Source organism: Serratia sp. LSHTC3, assembly GCF_057197125.1.
Genome location: NZ_JBXUNP010000007.1, coordinates 40741 through 56085 on the forward strand (window position 1 = coordinate 40741; position 15345 = coordinate 56085).

Sequence of the window (15345 nt, forward strand, 5' to 3'; positions counted from 1 at the left end):
GCAATAATGAGCAGAGTCAAACTTGCCGTCGTCGGCAATGGCATGGTCGGCCACCGGTTCATCGAAGATCTGTTGGATAAAGCAGACAAAGACCAATTCGACATCACCGTATTTTGCGAAGAGCCGCGCATCGCTTACGATCGCGTGCACCTTTCCTCCTACTTCTCGCACCACACCGCCGAAGAGCTGTCGCTGGTGCGCGAAGGCTTTTACGAAAAACACGGCGTGAAGGTGCTGATCGGCGAGCGCGCTATCACCATCAATCGCGACGAGAAGGTCATCCACTCCAACACCGGCCGCACCGTTTATTACGACAAGCTGATCGTGGCCACCGGCTCTTACCCGTGGATCCCGCCGATTAAAGGCTCGGATAGCCAGGACTGCTTCGTTTACCGCACCATCGAAGACCTGAACGCCATCGAAGCCTGCGCGCGCCGCAGCAAGCGCGGCGCGGTAGTCGGCGGCGGACTGCTGGGGCTGGAAGCCGCCGGCGCGCTGAAAAGCCTGGGGGTGGAAACGCACGTGATCGAGTTCGCTCCGGTGCTGATGGCCGAACAGCTCGACCCGATGGGCGGCGACCAGCTGCGCCGCAAGATCGAGCGCATGGGCGTCAAGGTGCACACCGGCAAAAACACCCAGGAGATCGTCAACGGCGGCGGCACGTCGCGCAAAACCCTGCATTTCGCCGACGGCAGCCTGCTGGAGGTGGATTTCATCGTGTTCTCCACCGGCATCCGCGCCCAGGACAAGCTGGCGCGCCAATGCGGGCTGGAGATTGGCCGCCGCGGCGGCACCGCCATCAACGACAGCTGCCAGACGTCTGATCCGGACGTGTACGCCATCGGGGAGTGCGCCGCCTGGCGCGATCGCACCTTCGGCCTGGTGGCGCCGGGTTACAAAATGGCGCAGGTGGCCGCCGATCACCTGCTGGGCCGCGAAAACGGCTTCCAGGGCGCCGACATGAGCGCCAAGTTGAAACTGCTGGGCGTAGACGTCGGCGGCATCGGCGATGCCCACGGCCGCACCGAGGGCGCCCGCAGCTACGTCTATCTGGATGAAAGCAAAGAAGTCTACAAACGCCTCATCGTCAGCGCCGACAACAAAACCCTGCTCGGCGCGGTGCTGGTGGGCGACACCAGCGACTACGGCAACCTGCTGCAGCTGGCGCTGAACGGCATCGCGCTGCCGGAAAACCCGGACGGCCTGATCCTGCCGGCCCATGCGGGCAGCAAACCGGCCATCGGCGTGGATTCGCTGCCGGAAAGCGCGCAGATCTGCTCCTGCTTCGACGTCAGCAAAGGCGACATCATCCAGGCGGTCAACAAAGGCTGCCACACCGTGGCGGCGCTGAAGGCCGAAACCAAGGCCGGCACCGGCTGCGGCGGCTGCATCCCGCTGCTCACCCAGGTACTGAACGCCGAGCTGAGCAAGCAAGGCATCGAGGTCAACCACCACCTGTGCGAACACTTCGCCTATTCGCGCCAGGAGCTGTTCCACCTGATCCGCGTCGAAGGCATCAAGTCGTTCGAGGCGCTGCTGACCAAATACGGCAAAGGCTACGGCTGCGAAGTCTGTAAACCAACCGTCGGCTCGTTGCTGGCTTCTTGCTGGAACGAGTACATCCTCAAGCCGCAGCATACGCCGCTGCAGGATACCAACGACAACTTCCTCGGCAATATCCAGAAAGACGGCACCTACTCGGTGATCCCGCGCTCCGCCGGCGGCGAAATCACCCCGGACGGCCTGCTGGCCATCGGCCAAATCGCCAAGGAGTACAACCTCTACACCAAAATGACCGGTTCGCAGCGCATCGGCATGTTCGGCGCGCAGAAAGACGACCTGCCGGCCATCTGGCGCAAGCTGCTCGCCGCCGGCTTTGAAACCGGCCACGCATACGCCAAGGCGCTGCGCATGGCGAAAACCTGCGTCGGCAGCACCTGGTGCCGCTATGGCGTCGGCGACAGCGTCGGCTTCGGCGTCACGCTGGAGCACCGTTACAAAGGCATCCGCACCCCGCACAAAATGAAGTTCGGCGTCTCGGGCTGCACCCGTGAATGCGCTGAAGCACAGGGTAAGGACGTCGGCATCATCGCCACCGAGAACAGCTGGAACCTGTATGTCTGCGGCAACGGCGGCATGAAACCGCGCCACGCCGATCTGCTGGCCGCCGATCTCGATCGCGAGACCCTGGTGCGTTACCTAGACCGCTTCATGATGTTCTATATCCGCACCGCCGATAAGCTGCAGCGCACCTCGGTGTGGCTGGAGAGCCTGGAAGGCGGCATCGATTACCTGCGCAAAGTGATCGTCGACGACAAGCTCGGCATCAACGCGCAGTTGGAAGCCGAGATCGCCCGCCTGCGCGACGCGGTGGTCTGCGAATGGAAAGAGACCGTCGAGCACCCGGAAACGCAGCTGCGCTTCGCCCACTTCATCAACAGCCCGCTGCGCGATCCGAACGTGCAGGTGGTGGCCGAACGCGACCAGCACCGCCCGGCGCGCCCGGACGAGCGCATTCCCGTCACCCTGATCGATACCGAGGAGAGTCACGCATGAGCCAGTGGATTACCGTTTGTCCCGTCGCCGACATTCTGCCCGGCACCGGCGTGTGCGCCCTGATCGGCGATCGGCAGGTGGCGGTGTTCCGCCCCTATGCCGACGAACAGGTGTTCGCCATCAGCAATATCGATCCGTTCGCCCAGGCCAGCGTGCTGTCGCGCGGCCTCATCGCCGAGCATCAGGGCGAATTGTGGGTCGCCAGCCCGCTGAAGAAACAGCGTTTCCGCCTGTACGACGGCCACTGTCTGGAAGATGACAGTCGTTCCGTCGCCAGCTTCGCCAGCCGGGTGGTCGACGGCATCGTGCAAGTCGCGGCATAACCTTTCGGGAGGCAACATGTTTACCGATACGATCAACAAATGCGCCGCCAACGCGGCGCGCATCGTCCGCCTGGCGAAGGAGAGCCCGCTCGGCTTTTGGATCAGTTCGGCGATGGCGGGCGCCTACGTCGGCCTCGGCATCATCCTGATCTTCACCCTCGGCAACCTGGTCGACCCAAGCATACGGCCGCTGGTGATGGGCGCCACCTTCGGCATCGCGCTGACGCTGGTGATCATCGCCGGTTCCGAGCTGTTCACCGGCCATACGATGTTCCTGACGCTCGGCGTCAAAGCCGGCACCATCCGCCAGAGCCAGATGTGGGCGGTGCTGCCGCAAACCTGGCTCGGCAACCTGCTCGGCTCGGTGCTGGTGGCGCTGATGTATTACTACGGCGGCGGCAGCCTGCTGCCGGTGGATACCAGCCTGGTGCACAGCGCCGCGCTGGCGAAAACCACCGCGCCGGCCGAAGTGCTGTTCTTCAAGGGCGTGCTGTGCAACTGGCTGGTTTGTCTGGCTATTTGGATGGCGATCCGCGTTGAAGGCGCCGCCAGGTTCATCGCCATTTGGTGGTGCCTGCTGGCCTTTATCGCCTCGGGTTACGAACACTCCGTCGCCAACATGACGCTGTTCGCCCTCTCCTGGTTCGGCAACCACAGCGAGGCCTACACCCTCGCCGGCATCGGCCACAACCTGCTGTGGGTGACGCTGGGCAACATCCTGTCCGGCTCGGTGCTGATGGGCCTGGGGTATTGGTACGCCACGCCGCGCGCCGAACGCCCGCAGGCGGCGAAAGCCGCCGCACGTCAGACCGCCTGAGTTTTCGGGGGCGCCTTTCGCCCCCACCCTGATGACCCCGAGGAGTGCCGATGGATTACCTGCCGATTTTCTGCCAACTGCAACACAAAGCCTGCCTGCTGGTCGGCGGCGGCGAAATCGCCGAACGCAAAGCGCGCCTGCTGCTGGACGCCGGCGCGGCGCTGACCGTCAACGCCCTGGACTTCACCCCGCAGTTCCGCCAATGGGCGGAAGAAGGCCTGGTGACGCTGGCCGAGGGCGAATTCAGCCCGAGCCTGTTGGCGGAAAAATGGCTGGTGATCGCCGCCACTGACCGGCTGGAGGTCAACGCGCGGGTGTACCAATGCGCCAACCAGCAGCGGGTGTTCTGCAACGTGGTCGACGACCCGAAACGCGCCAGCTTTATCATGCCGTCGATTATCGACCGTTCGCCGATCATGGTGGCGGTGTCCTCCGGCGGCAAAGCGCCGGTGTTGGCGCGGCTGCTGCGCGAGAAGCTGGAAGCGATGCTGCCGCAACACCTCGGCAAGCTGGCCCAGCTGGGCGGCTCGCTGCGGCAGCGGGTAAAACAACGCTTCAGCGGCCTCGGCGCACGCCGTCGCTTCTGGGAACGGTTGTTCGCTCACGATCGGCTGGCGCAATCGCTGGCCAACGGCGACGCCGCGCTGGCCGAACGCCAGCTCGAACAGCTGTTCAGCGAACAGCCGGCAGATCGCGGTGAAGTGGTGCTGGTGGGCGCCGGGCCGGGCGATGCCGGTTTGCTGACGCTGAAAGGGCTGCAACAGATCCAGCAGGCCGACGTGGTGGTTTACGACCGGCTGGTCTCCGAAGAGATCATGGCGCTGGCGCGCCGCGACGCCGAGCGCATCTTCGTCGGCAAACGCGCCGGGCACCACTGCGTGCCACAGGAACAGATCAACCAAATTCTGCTACAGCAGGCGCTGCAAGGCAAACGCGTGGTACGGCTGAAGGGCGGCGATCCCTTTATCTTCGGCCGCGGCGGCGAAGAGCTGGAGACGCTGGCGGACGCCAACGTGCCGTTCTCGGTGGTGCCGGGCATTACCGCCGCCTCCGGCTGTTCCGCCTACAGCGGCATCCCGCTCACCCACCGCGACCATGCGCAGAGCGTCCGCCTGGTGACCGGCCACGCCAAGGCCGACGGTGGATTGGACTGGGCGACGCTGGCCGCCGGGCAACAGACGCTGGTGTTCTATATGGGGCTGTCGCAAGCGGCGGAAATCCAGCGCCGGCTGATCGCGAACGGACTGCCGGCCGCCACGCCGGTGGCGCTGGTGGAAAACGGCACCTCTTGCCGCCAGCGGGTGATCGAAGGCGAGCTCCACCAACTGGGCGCCTTGTCCCTGCAGGCCGCCAGCCCCAGCCTGATCATCGTCGGCAGCGTGGTCAGCCTGCGCAGCAAGCTCAATTGGTTCGCCAGCGAGGAATCGCCCGCCAGCCTGGCGCAAATGGCGTAATACCGACGTAAAAAAAGCGGCCTTAGGCCGCTTTTTTTATTTGCGCCGGCGTTACGCCTGCGGCGGTACGAAACCGACGGCCTGGTAGACCTTCGCCAGGGTTTCCTGTGCGCGTGCACGGGCCTTGGCGGCGCCGTCGCGCATCACCTGCTGCAGATAGGCTTCGTCGTTGCGGAAGCGGTGGTAGCGCTCCTGCAGCTCAGCCAGCATGCCGGAGACGGCTTCCGCCACCGCGCCTTTCAGGTGGCCGTACATCTGGCCTTCAAACTCGGCTTCCAACTGCGCAATGCTCTTGCCGGTCACGCCGGCGAGGATATCCAGCAGGTTGGAGACGCCCGCCTTGTTGACCACGTCGTAACGCACGACAGGCGGCTCTTCCGAGTCGGTCATTGCGCGTTTGATCTTCTTGGTCACCGCTTTCGGATCTTCCAGCAGGCCGATCACGTTGTTGCGGTTGTCGTCCGACTTGGACATCTTCTTGGTCGGCTCCTGCAGCGACATCACGCGCGCGCCGGATTTAGGAATAAACGGCTCCGGCACTTTGAACACGTCGCCGTACAGCGCGTTGAAACGCTGGCCCACGTCGCGGCTCAGCTCCAGGTGCTGTTTCTGATCTTCGCCCACCGGCACCTGGTTGGTTTGATACAGCAGGATATCCGCCGCCATCAGCACCGGATAGCTGAACAGCCCGGCGTTGATGTTCTCCGCGTAGCGCGCGGATTTGTCCTTGAACTGCGTCATGCGGCTCAGTTCGCCGAAATAGGTGTAGCAGTTCAGCACCCAGCTCAGCTGCGTGTGCTCAGGCACGTGCGACTGCACAAAGATGGTGCTTTTTTCCGGATCGATGCCGCAGGCCAGGTACAGCGCCAGCGTATCCAGCGTGGCCTTGCGCAGCTTCTCGGCGTCCTGGCGCACGGTGATGGCATGCAGATCGACGATGCAGTAGATGCAGTCGTAGTCGTCCTGCATCTGCACCCACTGACGCAGCGCACCCATGTAGTTGCCGATGGTCAGTTCGCCGGACGGCTGCGCGCCGCTAAATACGATGGGCTTACTCATGTTTAAATTTCCTGATTCTCTAAAGATGACAGCCCAAGAGCGGGCAACAAATCGGCGAAGCGCTCCAACACCCGATCGGGGTGGCTCAGGGCGATCGATTCACCGTAGTTATAACCGTAGGTAAAGCCGACGCTCGGGCAACCGGCGCCCTGCGCGGCTTGAATATCGTTGCGTGAGTCGCCGACGAACAGCAGTTCATGCGCGCGCAGGCCAAGCTTGCCGAGCACCAGGTACAACGGCGCCGGGTGCGGTTTCTTTTCCGTCACGTCGTCGCCACCGATCACCAGCGAGAAATAGTCGCCAATGCCCAACGCTGCCAGCAGCGGCGCCACGAACGGCGTCGGCTTGTTGGTCACCAGCGCCATCGGGTAACCGTGCGCGGCCAGGCGGGCCAGCGTCTCTTGCACCTGTGGGAACAGACGGCTGCCGCTGTCGACGGTCTGCGCGTAGAAATGGTCGAAGCGTTCACGCAGCCGGCTGCACTGCTCCGGCGTGCCTTCCGCCTCCGCCCAACGCAGCGCGCGCTGCACCAGCACGTCGGCGCCGTTGCCGATCCAGGTGCCAACCCGCTCCTCACCCGCTTGCGGCAGGCCCATCTCTTCCAGCGCCATATCGATGGCGGCCGCCAGACCCGGCGCGCTGTCGACCAGCGTGCCGTCCAGATCGAAGGCCAATGCGCGGATCGAGCCGAAATCAGCCATGGGTAACCTTCGCCAGCTCGCTGCGCATTTCGTCAATCACCTTGCGGTAGTCCGGCTGGCCAAAGATGGCGGAACCGGCGACGAACATATCAGCGCCTGCGGCGGCGATTTCGGCGATGTTATCCACTTTCACCCCGCCGTCGACTTCCAGGCGGATATCGCGACCGCTGTCGTCGATCAGTTTGCGTACCTGGCGCAGCTTGTCCAGAGTGCCGTGGATAAACGACTGGCCGCCGAAGCCCGGGTTGACCGACATCAGCAGGATCACGTCAATTTTATCCATCACGTAATCGAGGTAGCTTAGCGGCGTCGCCGGGTTGAACACCAGGCCGGCCTTACAACCGTGCTCTTTGATCAGCTGAATGGTGCGATCGACATGTTCGGAAGCTTCGGGGTGGAAAGAGATATAAGACGCGCCGGCCTTGGCGAAATCTGGCACGATGCGATCTACCGGCTTGACCATCAGATGCACGTCAATCGGCGCGGTAATGCCGTAGTTGCGCAGCGCTTCGCACACCATCGGACCGATGGTCAGATTGGGCACGTAGTGGTTGTCCATGACGTCGAAGTGCACCACGTCGCCGCCTGCGGCCAGCACGTTAGCGGTATCTTCACCTAACCGGGCAAAATCTGCCGACAGAATGGACGGGGCAATCAAAAACTTTTTCATCCGCTTCTCCAAACGTAGGGTCGAGTTGTTATGCGCCGGGGTGCCCCCGGCTTAGCGATACAACGCCAAAAGCTCGTTCACTTTGCTGCGGCCGAGAATATTGCGGCTGATCGTGCGGCGCGCTTTCACCACATACAGCGCAGCATGCTGGTACCAGTCGCGCGTCAGCTCGGTATCGTGATTGGAGATCAATACCGGTACCTGGCTCTCTACCGAGAGCTGGTGCGCCAGATGCGCCAAACTCTGCTGATCGGCAATGCTGAAGCTGTTGGTGTGGTAAGCGGTGAAATTCGCCGTCGCCGACAGCGGCGCGTAAGGCGGATCGCAATACACCACGGCACCGGCCACGGCCTTCGCCATGGTATCGCGGTAATGCTCGCAGACAAAAGTGGCATTGCGCGATTTTTCGGCAAACCAGTAGAGCTCTTCTTCCGGGAAGTACGGTTTCTTGTAGCGGCCGAACGGCACGTTAAACTCGCCGCGCAGGTTATAGCGGCACAGGCCGTTATAGCAGTGACGGTTCAGGTACAGGAACAGCAGCGCCCGGCGGTAAGGCTCGGTGCTAGTATTGAACTCTTCTCGCAGCAGGTAAAACTGATCCGAGTTATTGAATTCATCGGCGAAAAGCGTGCGGGCATCGCGCACGAAGTCATCCGTGCGCAGCTTAACGATGTTATACAGGTTGATAAGATCGCTATTGATGTCGGCGAGAATGTAGGCGTCGTAATCCGTATTCAGAAAGACGGATCCCGCACCCACGAAGGGCTCGATTAAGCAGTCTCCCGCCGGCAGATGGCGACGAATCTCATCTACCAGCGGGTATTTTCCACCAGCCCATTTTAAAAAAGCGCGGTTTTTCTTCATGCCGTCAATTAGCTACTTATACAATTCAGAGCGGCGGATTGTACTCTGTTTCAGACAGCACATCAGCGCACAAATTTAAATGATTTATTTTTTAAGATCTTGCTGCACTTGGTGTACAGGTCGGACCCACGGTTTTTTCGCCTGCACATCCGCCGGCAACGAAGCAATGGCGCGCTTCGCTTCTGCGGAAGAAGCATAGTTGCCGCTCACCAGTACGTACCACGGCTTGCCGTCACGCTTGGTGGCGTACACCAGGTAATTCTGCAGCTTCTGCTGTTTGGCGTAGGCGTTCAGCGTATCGGAACGCGAAGCGCTGCTCAGCTGCAAGGTATAGTGGCTGCCCGGCGCAGACTGCACAGAGCTGCCGCTGCTGGCGACCGCTCCCGCTTTCGCGGTGGAAGACGGCCTGGCCGGCGGCGTATACACCGTGGTCGGTGATTTATGCTGCGTTGCGGTCGGTTTGGCGGCGGCAGTTTTCGCCGGCGTTTTATGCTGTTGCGGCGCGGTTCCCTGCACAGGACGCGTCGCTTCGCGCGCTGCGGCACCGCTCATCACCGTCGCCGGTGCGGTCGGCAACGTCGACGCTGCGCCGGTCATGCCTTGGGTCGCCGCATCCACCTGTCCCTGCTGCTGCGACAACGCATCCGCCATGTTGCCCGGCAAATCGACGCGCTGCTGCGCACCGCCCTGCTGAGGCTGCGTTTGCGCTTCGGTCGGCGTGCCGGAGATCGGCGGAACGCTGACGTTCTGCGGTTGCTGCGGCTGAGTCGCGCTCACGCCGTTGTTATCGTGGGTATCCGTGGTACCGCCCGGCACGCCGTTGTTGGCGGTAGTCAGCGACGAAGAACCGGACAGGTTGATATCGCGGGCTCCGCCGTTTTGCGCGCCGTTCTCCTGAGCCGCTTCATGTTTGGTCGGCGCCTTCAGGGCGGAACCGATGCCGATAATCAGCAGCAGCAGCACCAAAATGCCGATGCCAATCATCAAATGTTGGCGTGAAACGGCGAAGCGCGGCGCGGCGGCCGGCTTGCGCGAGCGCGTAGGGCGACGATCGCTGCTATCAGGTCTGAGATCGTCTTCCGGTTTAAACTCGTCCATCTGAAACCCTCCAACTAGAGGCAAAAGCCCACCACCGTAGACCTACCGTGGCACGGGCAGATTAACCCGATGATGGCAAAGCGACACCCGTCGTGCTCTGCTCACTGTATTAATATAGATGCAAATGGCGGCTAAGCCACTGTTACTTAGTCCGATTTAATTACGCGTCTGCTCAGGCAGGCAGGCGGCGATCGACGCCAACACCAGCTCATGCCCTACGCCTCCGCGCACTTCCGCCGCACCGATCGCGGTCGGCAGCACCAGGCGCAGTTCACCCGCCAGCACTTTCTTGTCGCGCAGCATGTGCGGCAGATAGGATTCCGGCGTCATTTCCTGCGGCCCGCAGACCGGCAAGCCGGCGCGCAGCAGCAGCGTTTTGATGCGTTCGATATCTTCAACGGAGAACTGGCCGAGACGGTGCGCGGTTTCCGCCGCCATCACCATGCCCGCAGCCACCGCTTCGCCGTGCAGCCATACGCCGTAGCCCATTTCGGCTTCGATGGCGTGGCCGTAAGTATGGCCCAGATTCAGCAAGGCGCGCAGGCCGCTTTCGCGTTCGTCGGCGGCCACCACCTCGGCCTTGAGCTCACAGCAGCGGCGGATACAGTAGGCTAACGCCTGCATATCCAGCGCCATCAGCGCATCGATGTTGTTTTCCAACCAGACGAAGAACTCGCGATCGAGGATGATCCCGTATTTGATGACTTCTGCCAGGCCGGAAGAGAGTTCACGCGCCGGCAAGGTTTTCAGGCAATCCAGATCAACCACCACCGCAGCGGGTTGATAGAAAGCGCCGATCATGTTTTTGCCGAGCGGGTGGTTGACGGCGGTCTTGCCGCCCACGGAAGAGTCCACCTGCGACAACAGCGTGGTGGGAACCTGAATAAAGCGCACGCCGCGTTGGTAGCACGCGGCGGCAAAGCCGGTCAGATCGCCGACAACGCCGCCGCCGAGGGCGATCAGCGTGGTATCGCGCCCGTGCGGTTTTTCCAGCAGCGCCGAAAACACCTGCTCCAACACCGCCAGAGATTTGTACTGCTCACCATCGGGAAGGATCACCTGATCCACCACGACGCCGCCCTGCTCCAACACCTGCCGGACACGCTCAAGATAAAGCGGCGCCAGGGTCTGGTTGGTGACCAACATCGCTTGCTCACCCGCCTTCAACGGCATAAAAGAAGCCGGATCGTTAAACAATCCGGCGGCGATGGTAATCGGGTAGCTGCGCTCCCCAAGCGTTACAGTAATTCTCTCCATGTCGCGCTCAGTTCTCTGTATGGTGCGGCGGTGGTTGATCCCCGCTGCGGCGGGGAACACAAATCAGTTTTCCGCATTGGCCGACGGCGAACGCGGAAAGCGGCAATCAGTTGCTTTCCAGCATGTTGATGATCTGGTTGGCAACCACTTTAGCGCTCTGATCGTCGGTGCGGATGGTGACATCGGCAATCTCTTCATACAACGGATTGCGCTCTTTCGCCAAGGCTTCCAGCACTTCACGCGGCGGAGAATCGACCTGCAGCAGCGGGCGTTTTTTATCACGCTGGGTACGAGCAAGCTGCTTCTCGATCGTGGTTTCCAGATAGACCACCACACCGCGCGCGGACAGACGGTTGCGCGTTTCGCGCGACTTCACCGAACCGCCGCCGGTCGCCAACACAATCCCTTGTTTTTCCGTCAGTTCATTAATGACTTTTTCTTCACGATCGCGGAAACCTTCTTCCCCTTCCACGTCGAATACCCAGCCCACGTCAGCTCCGGTACGTCGCTCAATTTCTTGATCGGAGTCGAAGAACTCCATATTGAGTTGCTGAGCTAACTGACGGCCAATAGTGCTTTTGCCGGCACCCATAGGCCCAACCAGAAAGATATTGCGTTTCTCTGCCATGTTTTTCGGTATTACTAAGACAATTCGTTAATGTTAACCCGCCCCGCCAATCAAATCAGCGGCGGGACCTAAACTGAAACCTCATGAGCGATAGTGCGAGATCAGACGAAAAATTATCTCAACACTCTTGGTAGTTTGGCAACCGAATAAATCGCAATCCACGCCGCGGGAGGGAAACCATATGTTTTTAACGGCGTCTTGACGCTAACAAAAAACCTCGGTGCTCAATTCGGTAACCCTTGTAAGCTAAATCGGCCGCAGCGTCAAACGCAGATCCCCCCAAGGAGATAAAAAAGTGTATCTGCTCATCAACTTTAGGAGATTTGCCGCCCGGCCGACAGGCCGCCGCTTATCCCTTAATCAGAGTCGGCGTAATGAAGATCACCAGCTCGCGTTTTTGCTGTTGTGCGCCGCTTTGTCGGAACAAGCCTCCCAATAACGGCACATCCCCCAACCCCGGCACCTTGTCCGCCGTCTTGCCGCTATGCCGTTGAAAAATACCGCCGAGCACCAGGGTTTCACCGTTTTTCACCGTGATCTGCGTCTTAATCTCCTGTTTATCGATGGTCAGTGCCTCACCCGCCCCGCGGCTGATAGCGCGCCCCGGCATATTTTGGCTGATGTGCAGCGTCAGCGTGATGCGCCCGTCCGGCAACACTTTCGGTGTCACCTCCATGCCCAGCACCGCCTCTTTGAACTCGATGGCAGTCGCACCGCTGGCGCCGCTTGACACTTCGTAAGGGATCTCGGTTCCCTGCTTGATACTGGCGGTTTGCAGGTGCGCCGTCAGCAGGCGTGGACTGGCGATGATCTCCACCTGATTCTCCTGCTCCAGCGCCGTCAGCTCCAGGCTCAGCAAGCGCCCGCTGATGCGCGCCAGATGGAAACCGGCGTTCACCGCGCTGCGCTCCAGCGGCAGGTTGACACCGACATTGCCCGGCCGCAACGGCCGCGCCGGCCTGTCGTCGGGCGCCAACCCCCAACGCACGCCAAGCTCACGCAGGCTTTCGCGGTTGATGGTCACGATATGCGCCGCCAGTTGCACCTGCGCCAGCGGCGCGTCCATTTCCGTTACCCGCTTTTTCAACTGCGTCAGGATTGGCGCGGTGTCGCGCAGCAGCAGCGTATTGGTGCGTTTATCCGCCAACACGCTGCCACGCTCGCTCAGCAACGCGCCACGTTGGGCGTTGAGGCTTTCGGCAATTTCCGCCGCATCGCCGTTCTGTAACGTCAAGGTCAGGCTGTGCAGCGGTTGCCGCTGCGCCAACGCCTCTCGCTGCTGCCTTTTTTCCTGTGCGTCCGGCTCCGGCGAGATCAGTATCACGTTGCCTTCCCGCGTCATCGCCAGTTTGCCCATGCGCAGGGTCAACGCCAGCGCCTGCGGCCAGGGCACATTCTCCAGCCGCAGCGTCAGGTTGCCGCTCACGCCGGGCGCGGCGATCAGGTTCATCTGCCGATAATCCGCCAACGCCTGCAGGATGACCGTGACCGGCGCATCCTGAAATTCCAGGGAAACCCGCTGTTTATCCTGCGCCTGCGCGGTGCCGAGCGCCAGGCACCACAGCGCCAAGCCCAATCCAGCACATCCTTTCATGGTTTGCCATCCTTGTTGTCCATCATGAGCGAGACGTCGCCCTGGCTCGCCGGGCAATCTGGTTCGGCCGTCAGCGCCGTTAACGTCAGGCTACGCGCCTGCACCTGCGTCACCAGCCAGCGCTCGGCCAGCACCCGTTGCTGCGGCCGCAGGCGCAACCATTGCCCCGCCGGCGTCACCACCCAGCCATAGCGCAGCGTCGGTTGCCCGATGACGCCTTTCAGTCGCCAGCCCGCCGGCGACGCCTCCGTTTGGGCACAAGCAGGCATCGGCAGCGGCGCAAACGGGTCGCGCGGCTCAGCGCACAATGCCCATGGCCATAGCAACCACCACCAACGGCCGAGCCTTTTACTCATTGGGTTGATCCTCGGTGGCATCCTGCAAAACCAACCGCGCCGTCATGCCAAGGGACGGCGTCTCCACGCTCAGCTGCTCAAGGCGTAAATCGGTGGGCAGCGTCTCCAGCAGCGCCAGCAAACCGGCGTAGTCAATGCGCAAGCTCAGCGTTTGCCGCGGCGGTTTTTCCTGCCGCTGCCAGCGCAACAACGCGCCTCCCGCCCGTTGCAGCACGCTCGCCAGATCGCCGGTGGTGGACGGAGGTAGCGGCGCCGCCGGGATAGCGGTTTCCGGCACCTCGTCCAGTTGGCGTTGCACCATGGCGATCTGTTGCAGCAGGCGCTGTTGCCGCTCCGCCGCGCTTTCCCGCTGACGCCATTCGTCTTGCAGCATCCAGCCGCCGCCCAACAGCGCCAACGTGCCGATACCCAACCCTTGCGACAGCAGTAATAGCCAGCCCGGCAAGCTCAGCCAGAGGCGCAGCCCGGAGGACAAACGGTTATCCATCACGCCCCCACTGCGCCGCCAGATGAAAGGTGTACAGGCCGTCGTCGCGTTGCGCCACCTCAGCCAAACGCAACCGCGGCAACGCAGGCATCCCCGCCAGCCGCCGTTCGAACTGCGTGATGGCCGCAGGAGAGCGGCTCAATCCGCGCAGCCGCAGGCCGTTCACCGCATCACTCTCCATCGCCGTGAGCCACAGCGGTGGAGGAATGCTGGAGGACAATTGCTGCAGCAGCTGAAAATAACGCCGGTTATGTTGGGCATTGCTCGCCTGCCGTTCGGCGCGGGCGCGCTGCAGCGCCCGCTGCGCCCGCTCTTGCTGTTGCTGACGGGCGAGCAACGTCAGTGCCGCCAGCTCTTCACCCAGCATCGCCAGCCGCGCCTGCCGCTGCGCCTGTTGGTGACGCAACTGGCCGGCGACCAGGAACAGCGTCAGCAGCAGTGCCGTTAGCTGCAACAGCAGCACGCCCAACCAGAAATAGCCGCGTCGCCGCTCGCGGCGTTGTCGCCAGGGCAGAAAGTTGACCTGATACATCAGCGATCCTCCTCGCGCAGCGCCAGGCCACCGGCCAACGCGAACGCCGAAGGATGCGCAGGCAACGGCGGACGCAGCTGCGTGAAGGCGCTGAGCGGCGACCAGGCAAGGCAACCGGCGGGCAAGGCACCTGCCAGCACGCTGCCGGCATAGATCGGCCGATCGTCGCCCGCCGGCATCTGGGCTTGCAGCACCCGCAGCGCCTGCGCGTCATCGTCGCCCGGCGCCAGACCAAAGGCGAACGCGCCGTCGGCCGGCGCCACCCACAGCCATTCTCGTTCGAGACGGTGCATCAGCCCCGCAGCGGGCGGCACGCCTGCCGCCGTCGCCATCATCCGCAGCGCGCAGGGGGTGATATCGACCGCTTGCGGATGCAGGCCAGCCTGACGCAGACAATGCAGCCACTGCTGCAGCTCCTGCCGCCGCGCGGCGGTCAGCAACAGCGCCGCCTCATCCGCCGGCGCGGTGCGATAGTCGAGCGCCAGCGTCTGGCCGTCGAGCGGAAACTGCTTCACACCGTGGCCGCCGATATAGTCGCTGCGTTCCGGCTCGCGCAGCCGCGCGTCCGGCTGCGCCATGCGTTGCTGCAACACGCGCTGCGCCGGCAGGGCAATGCGTAAGGAAATATGTCGCGGCAGTTGGACGCGCCATTGCCGCAGCGCCCGGATAAGAAATTCGGAAGGTTCCAGACAGCCATCGCGTAAAACCGCCTGCGGCAGCGCCTGCTGCCACCAGTGGCGCAACTGCCAGCCGTTGCGGCGCCGTTGGGCCGCCACCGCCCGCACGCAGTCGATTTGTATATCCAGCCCCACCTGCCATGCTTGAGGGAACATGTTTCGCAAGCCTCCATAACATCAGATGATAAAAGAACATATCCATGTCGCAGGCTTGCCTTTATACTACCGCGCGGTTGTTTATAAACTGCCCAAATGACTTAGAAATGGGAAAT

General features: G+C 62.2%; 16 protein-coding genes. 4 read left to right on the forward strand and 12 right to left on the reverse strand.

Annotation, left to right across the window (positions count from 1 at the left end; all coding sequences use genetic code 11):
- Positions 1-6 precede the first annotated feature (6 nt).
- Genes nirB through cysG form a run of 4 tightly spaced genes read left to right on the forward strand, consistent with a single transcriptional unit; the run spans position 7 to position 5150 of the window.
- A complete protein-coding gene (gene nirB, locus AC2CGI_RS21550; protein WP_484593969.1) occupies positions 7-2556 on the forward strand; it encodes a nitrite reductase large subunit NirB in 2550 nt (849 codons plus the stop codon).
- Entirely contained in the window at positions 2553-2879 is a 327-nt protein-coding gene (gene nirD / locus AC2CGI_RS21555; protein WP_075684670.1) for a nitrite reductase small subunit NirD, read from the forward strand. The genes nirB and nirD overlap by 4 nt, the downstream gene beginning before the upstream one ends.
- 16 nt (positions 2880-2895) lie before the next feature.
- A complete protein-coding gene (gene nirC, locus AC2CGI_RS21560; protein WP_021504771.1) occupies positions 2896-3696 on the forward strand; it encodes a nitrite transporter NirC in 801 nt (266 codons plus the stop codon).
- Positions 3697-3746: 50 nt separating this feature from the next.
- Positions 3747-5150, forward strand: coding sequence for a siroheme synthase CysG (gene cysG, locus AC2CGI_RS21565; protein WP_021504770.1), 1404 nt, complete (start codon positions 3747-3749; stop codon positions 5148-5150).
- 51 nt (positions 5151-5201) lie between these two features.
- On the opposite strand, the gene trpS is transcribed toward cysG, so the two are convergent.
- The 12 genes from trpS to pilM all read right to left on the reverse strand — a co-directional run bounded on the left by trpS (position 5202) and on the right by pilM (position 15229).
- Entirely contained in the window at positions 5202-6209 is a 1008-nt protein-coding gene (gene trpS / locus AC2CGI_RS21570; protein WP_004930324.1) for a tryptophan--tRNA ligase, read from the reverse strand.
- A 2-nt stretch (positions 6210-6211) separates the two neighbouring features.
- Complete coding sequence (locus AC2CGI_RS21575) at positions 6212-6910, reverse strand: phosphoglycolate phosphatase (RefSeq protein WP_076741271.1); 699 nt, start codon at positions 6908-6910, stop codon at positions 6212-6214.
- A complete protein-coding gene (gene rpe, locus AC2CGI_RS21580) occupies positions 6903-7580 on the reverse strand; it encodes a ribulose-phosphate 3-epimerase (RefSeq protein ID WP_004930320.1) in 678 nt (225 codons plus the stop codon). The genes AC2CGI_RS21575 and rpe overlap by 8 nt, the downstream gene beginning before the upstream one ends.
- A gap of 51 nt (positions 7581-7631) precedes the next feature.
- Positions 7632-8444, reverse strand: a complete 813-nt coding sequence (gene dam, locus AC2CGI_RS21585; protein WP_004930319.1) for an adenine-specific DNA-methyltransferase — start codon at positions 8442-8444, stop codon at positions 7632-7634.
- A gap of 84 nt (positions 8445-8528) precedes the next feature.
- Positions 8529-9542: an SPOR domain-containing protein gene (locus AC2CGI_RS21590; RefSeq protein WP_015379296.1), complete on the reverse strand. Its 1014-nt coding sequence runs from the start codon at positions 9540-9542 to the stop codon at positions 8529-8531.
- A 156-nt stretch (positions 9543-9698) separates the two neighbouring features.
- A complete protein-coding gene (gene aroB / locus AC2CGI_RS21595; RefSeq protein ID WP_015379297.1) occupies positions 9699-10799 on the reverse strand; it encodes a 3-dehydroquinate synthase in 1101 nt (366 codons plus the stop codon).
- Positions 10800-10905: 106 nt separating this feature from the next.
- Entirely contained in the window at positions 10906-11427 is a 522-nt protein-coding gene (gene aroK / locus AC2CGI_RS21600; RefSeq protein ID WP_004391482.1) for a shikimate kinase AroK, read from the reverse strand.
- Positions 11428-11776: 349 nt separating this feature from the next.
- A complete protein-coding gene (gene hofQ / locus AC2CGI_RS21605; protein WP_015379298.1) occupies positions 11777-13021 on the reverse strand; it encodes a DNA uptake porin HofQ in 1245 nt (414 codons plus the stop codon).
- Complete coding sequence (locus tag AC2CGI_RS21610; protein WP_015379299.1) at positions 13018-13377, reverse strand: HofP DNA utilization family protein; 360 nt, start codon at positions 13375-13377, stop codon at positions 13018-13020. The genes hofQ and AC2CGI_RS21610 overlap by 4 nt, the downstream gene beginning before the upstream one ends.
- The gene (locus AC2CGI_RS21615) at positions 13370-13864 is read right to left on the reverse strand and encodes a hypothetical protein (RefSeq protein ID WP_015379300.1); all 495 of its coding nucleotides are present in this window, start codon (positions 13862-13864) and stop codon (positions 13370-13372) included. Before AC2CGI_RS21615 ends, AC2CGI_RS21610 begins: the two co-directional genes overlap by 8 nt.
- On the reverse strand, positions 13857-14396 hold the full coding sequence (locus AC2CGI_RS21620) for a PilN domain-containing protein (RefSeq protein WP_015379301.1): 540 nt from the start codon (positions 14394-14396) through the stop codon (positions 13857-13859). The genes AC2CGI_RS21615 and AC2CGI_RS21620 overlap by 8 nt, the downstream gene beginning before the upstream one ends.
- Complete coding sequence (pilM, locus tag AC2CGI_RS21625; protein WP_015379302.1) at positions 14396-15229, reverse strand: pilus assembly protein PilM; 834 nt, start codon at positions 15227-15229, stop codon at positions 14396-14398. The genes AC2CGI_RS21620 and pilM overlap by 1 nt, the downstream gene beginning before the upstream one ends.
- Positions 15230-15345: the final 116 nt, after the last annotated feature.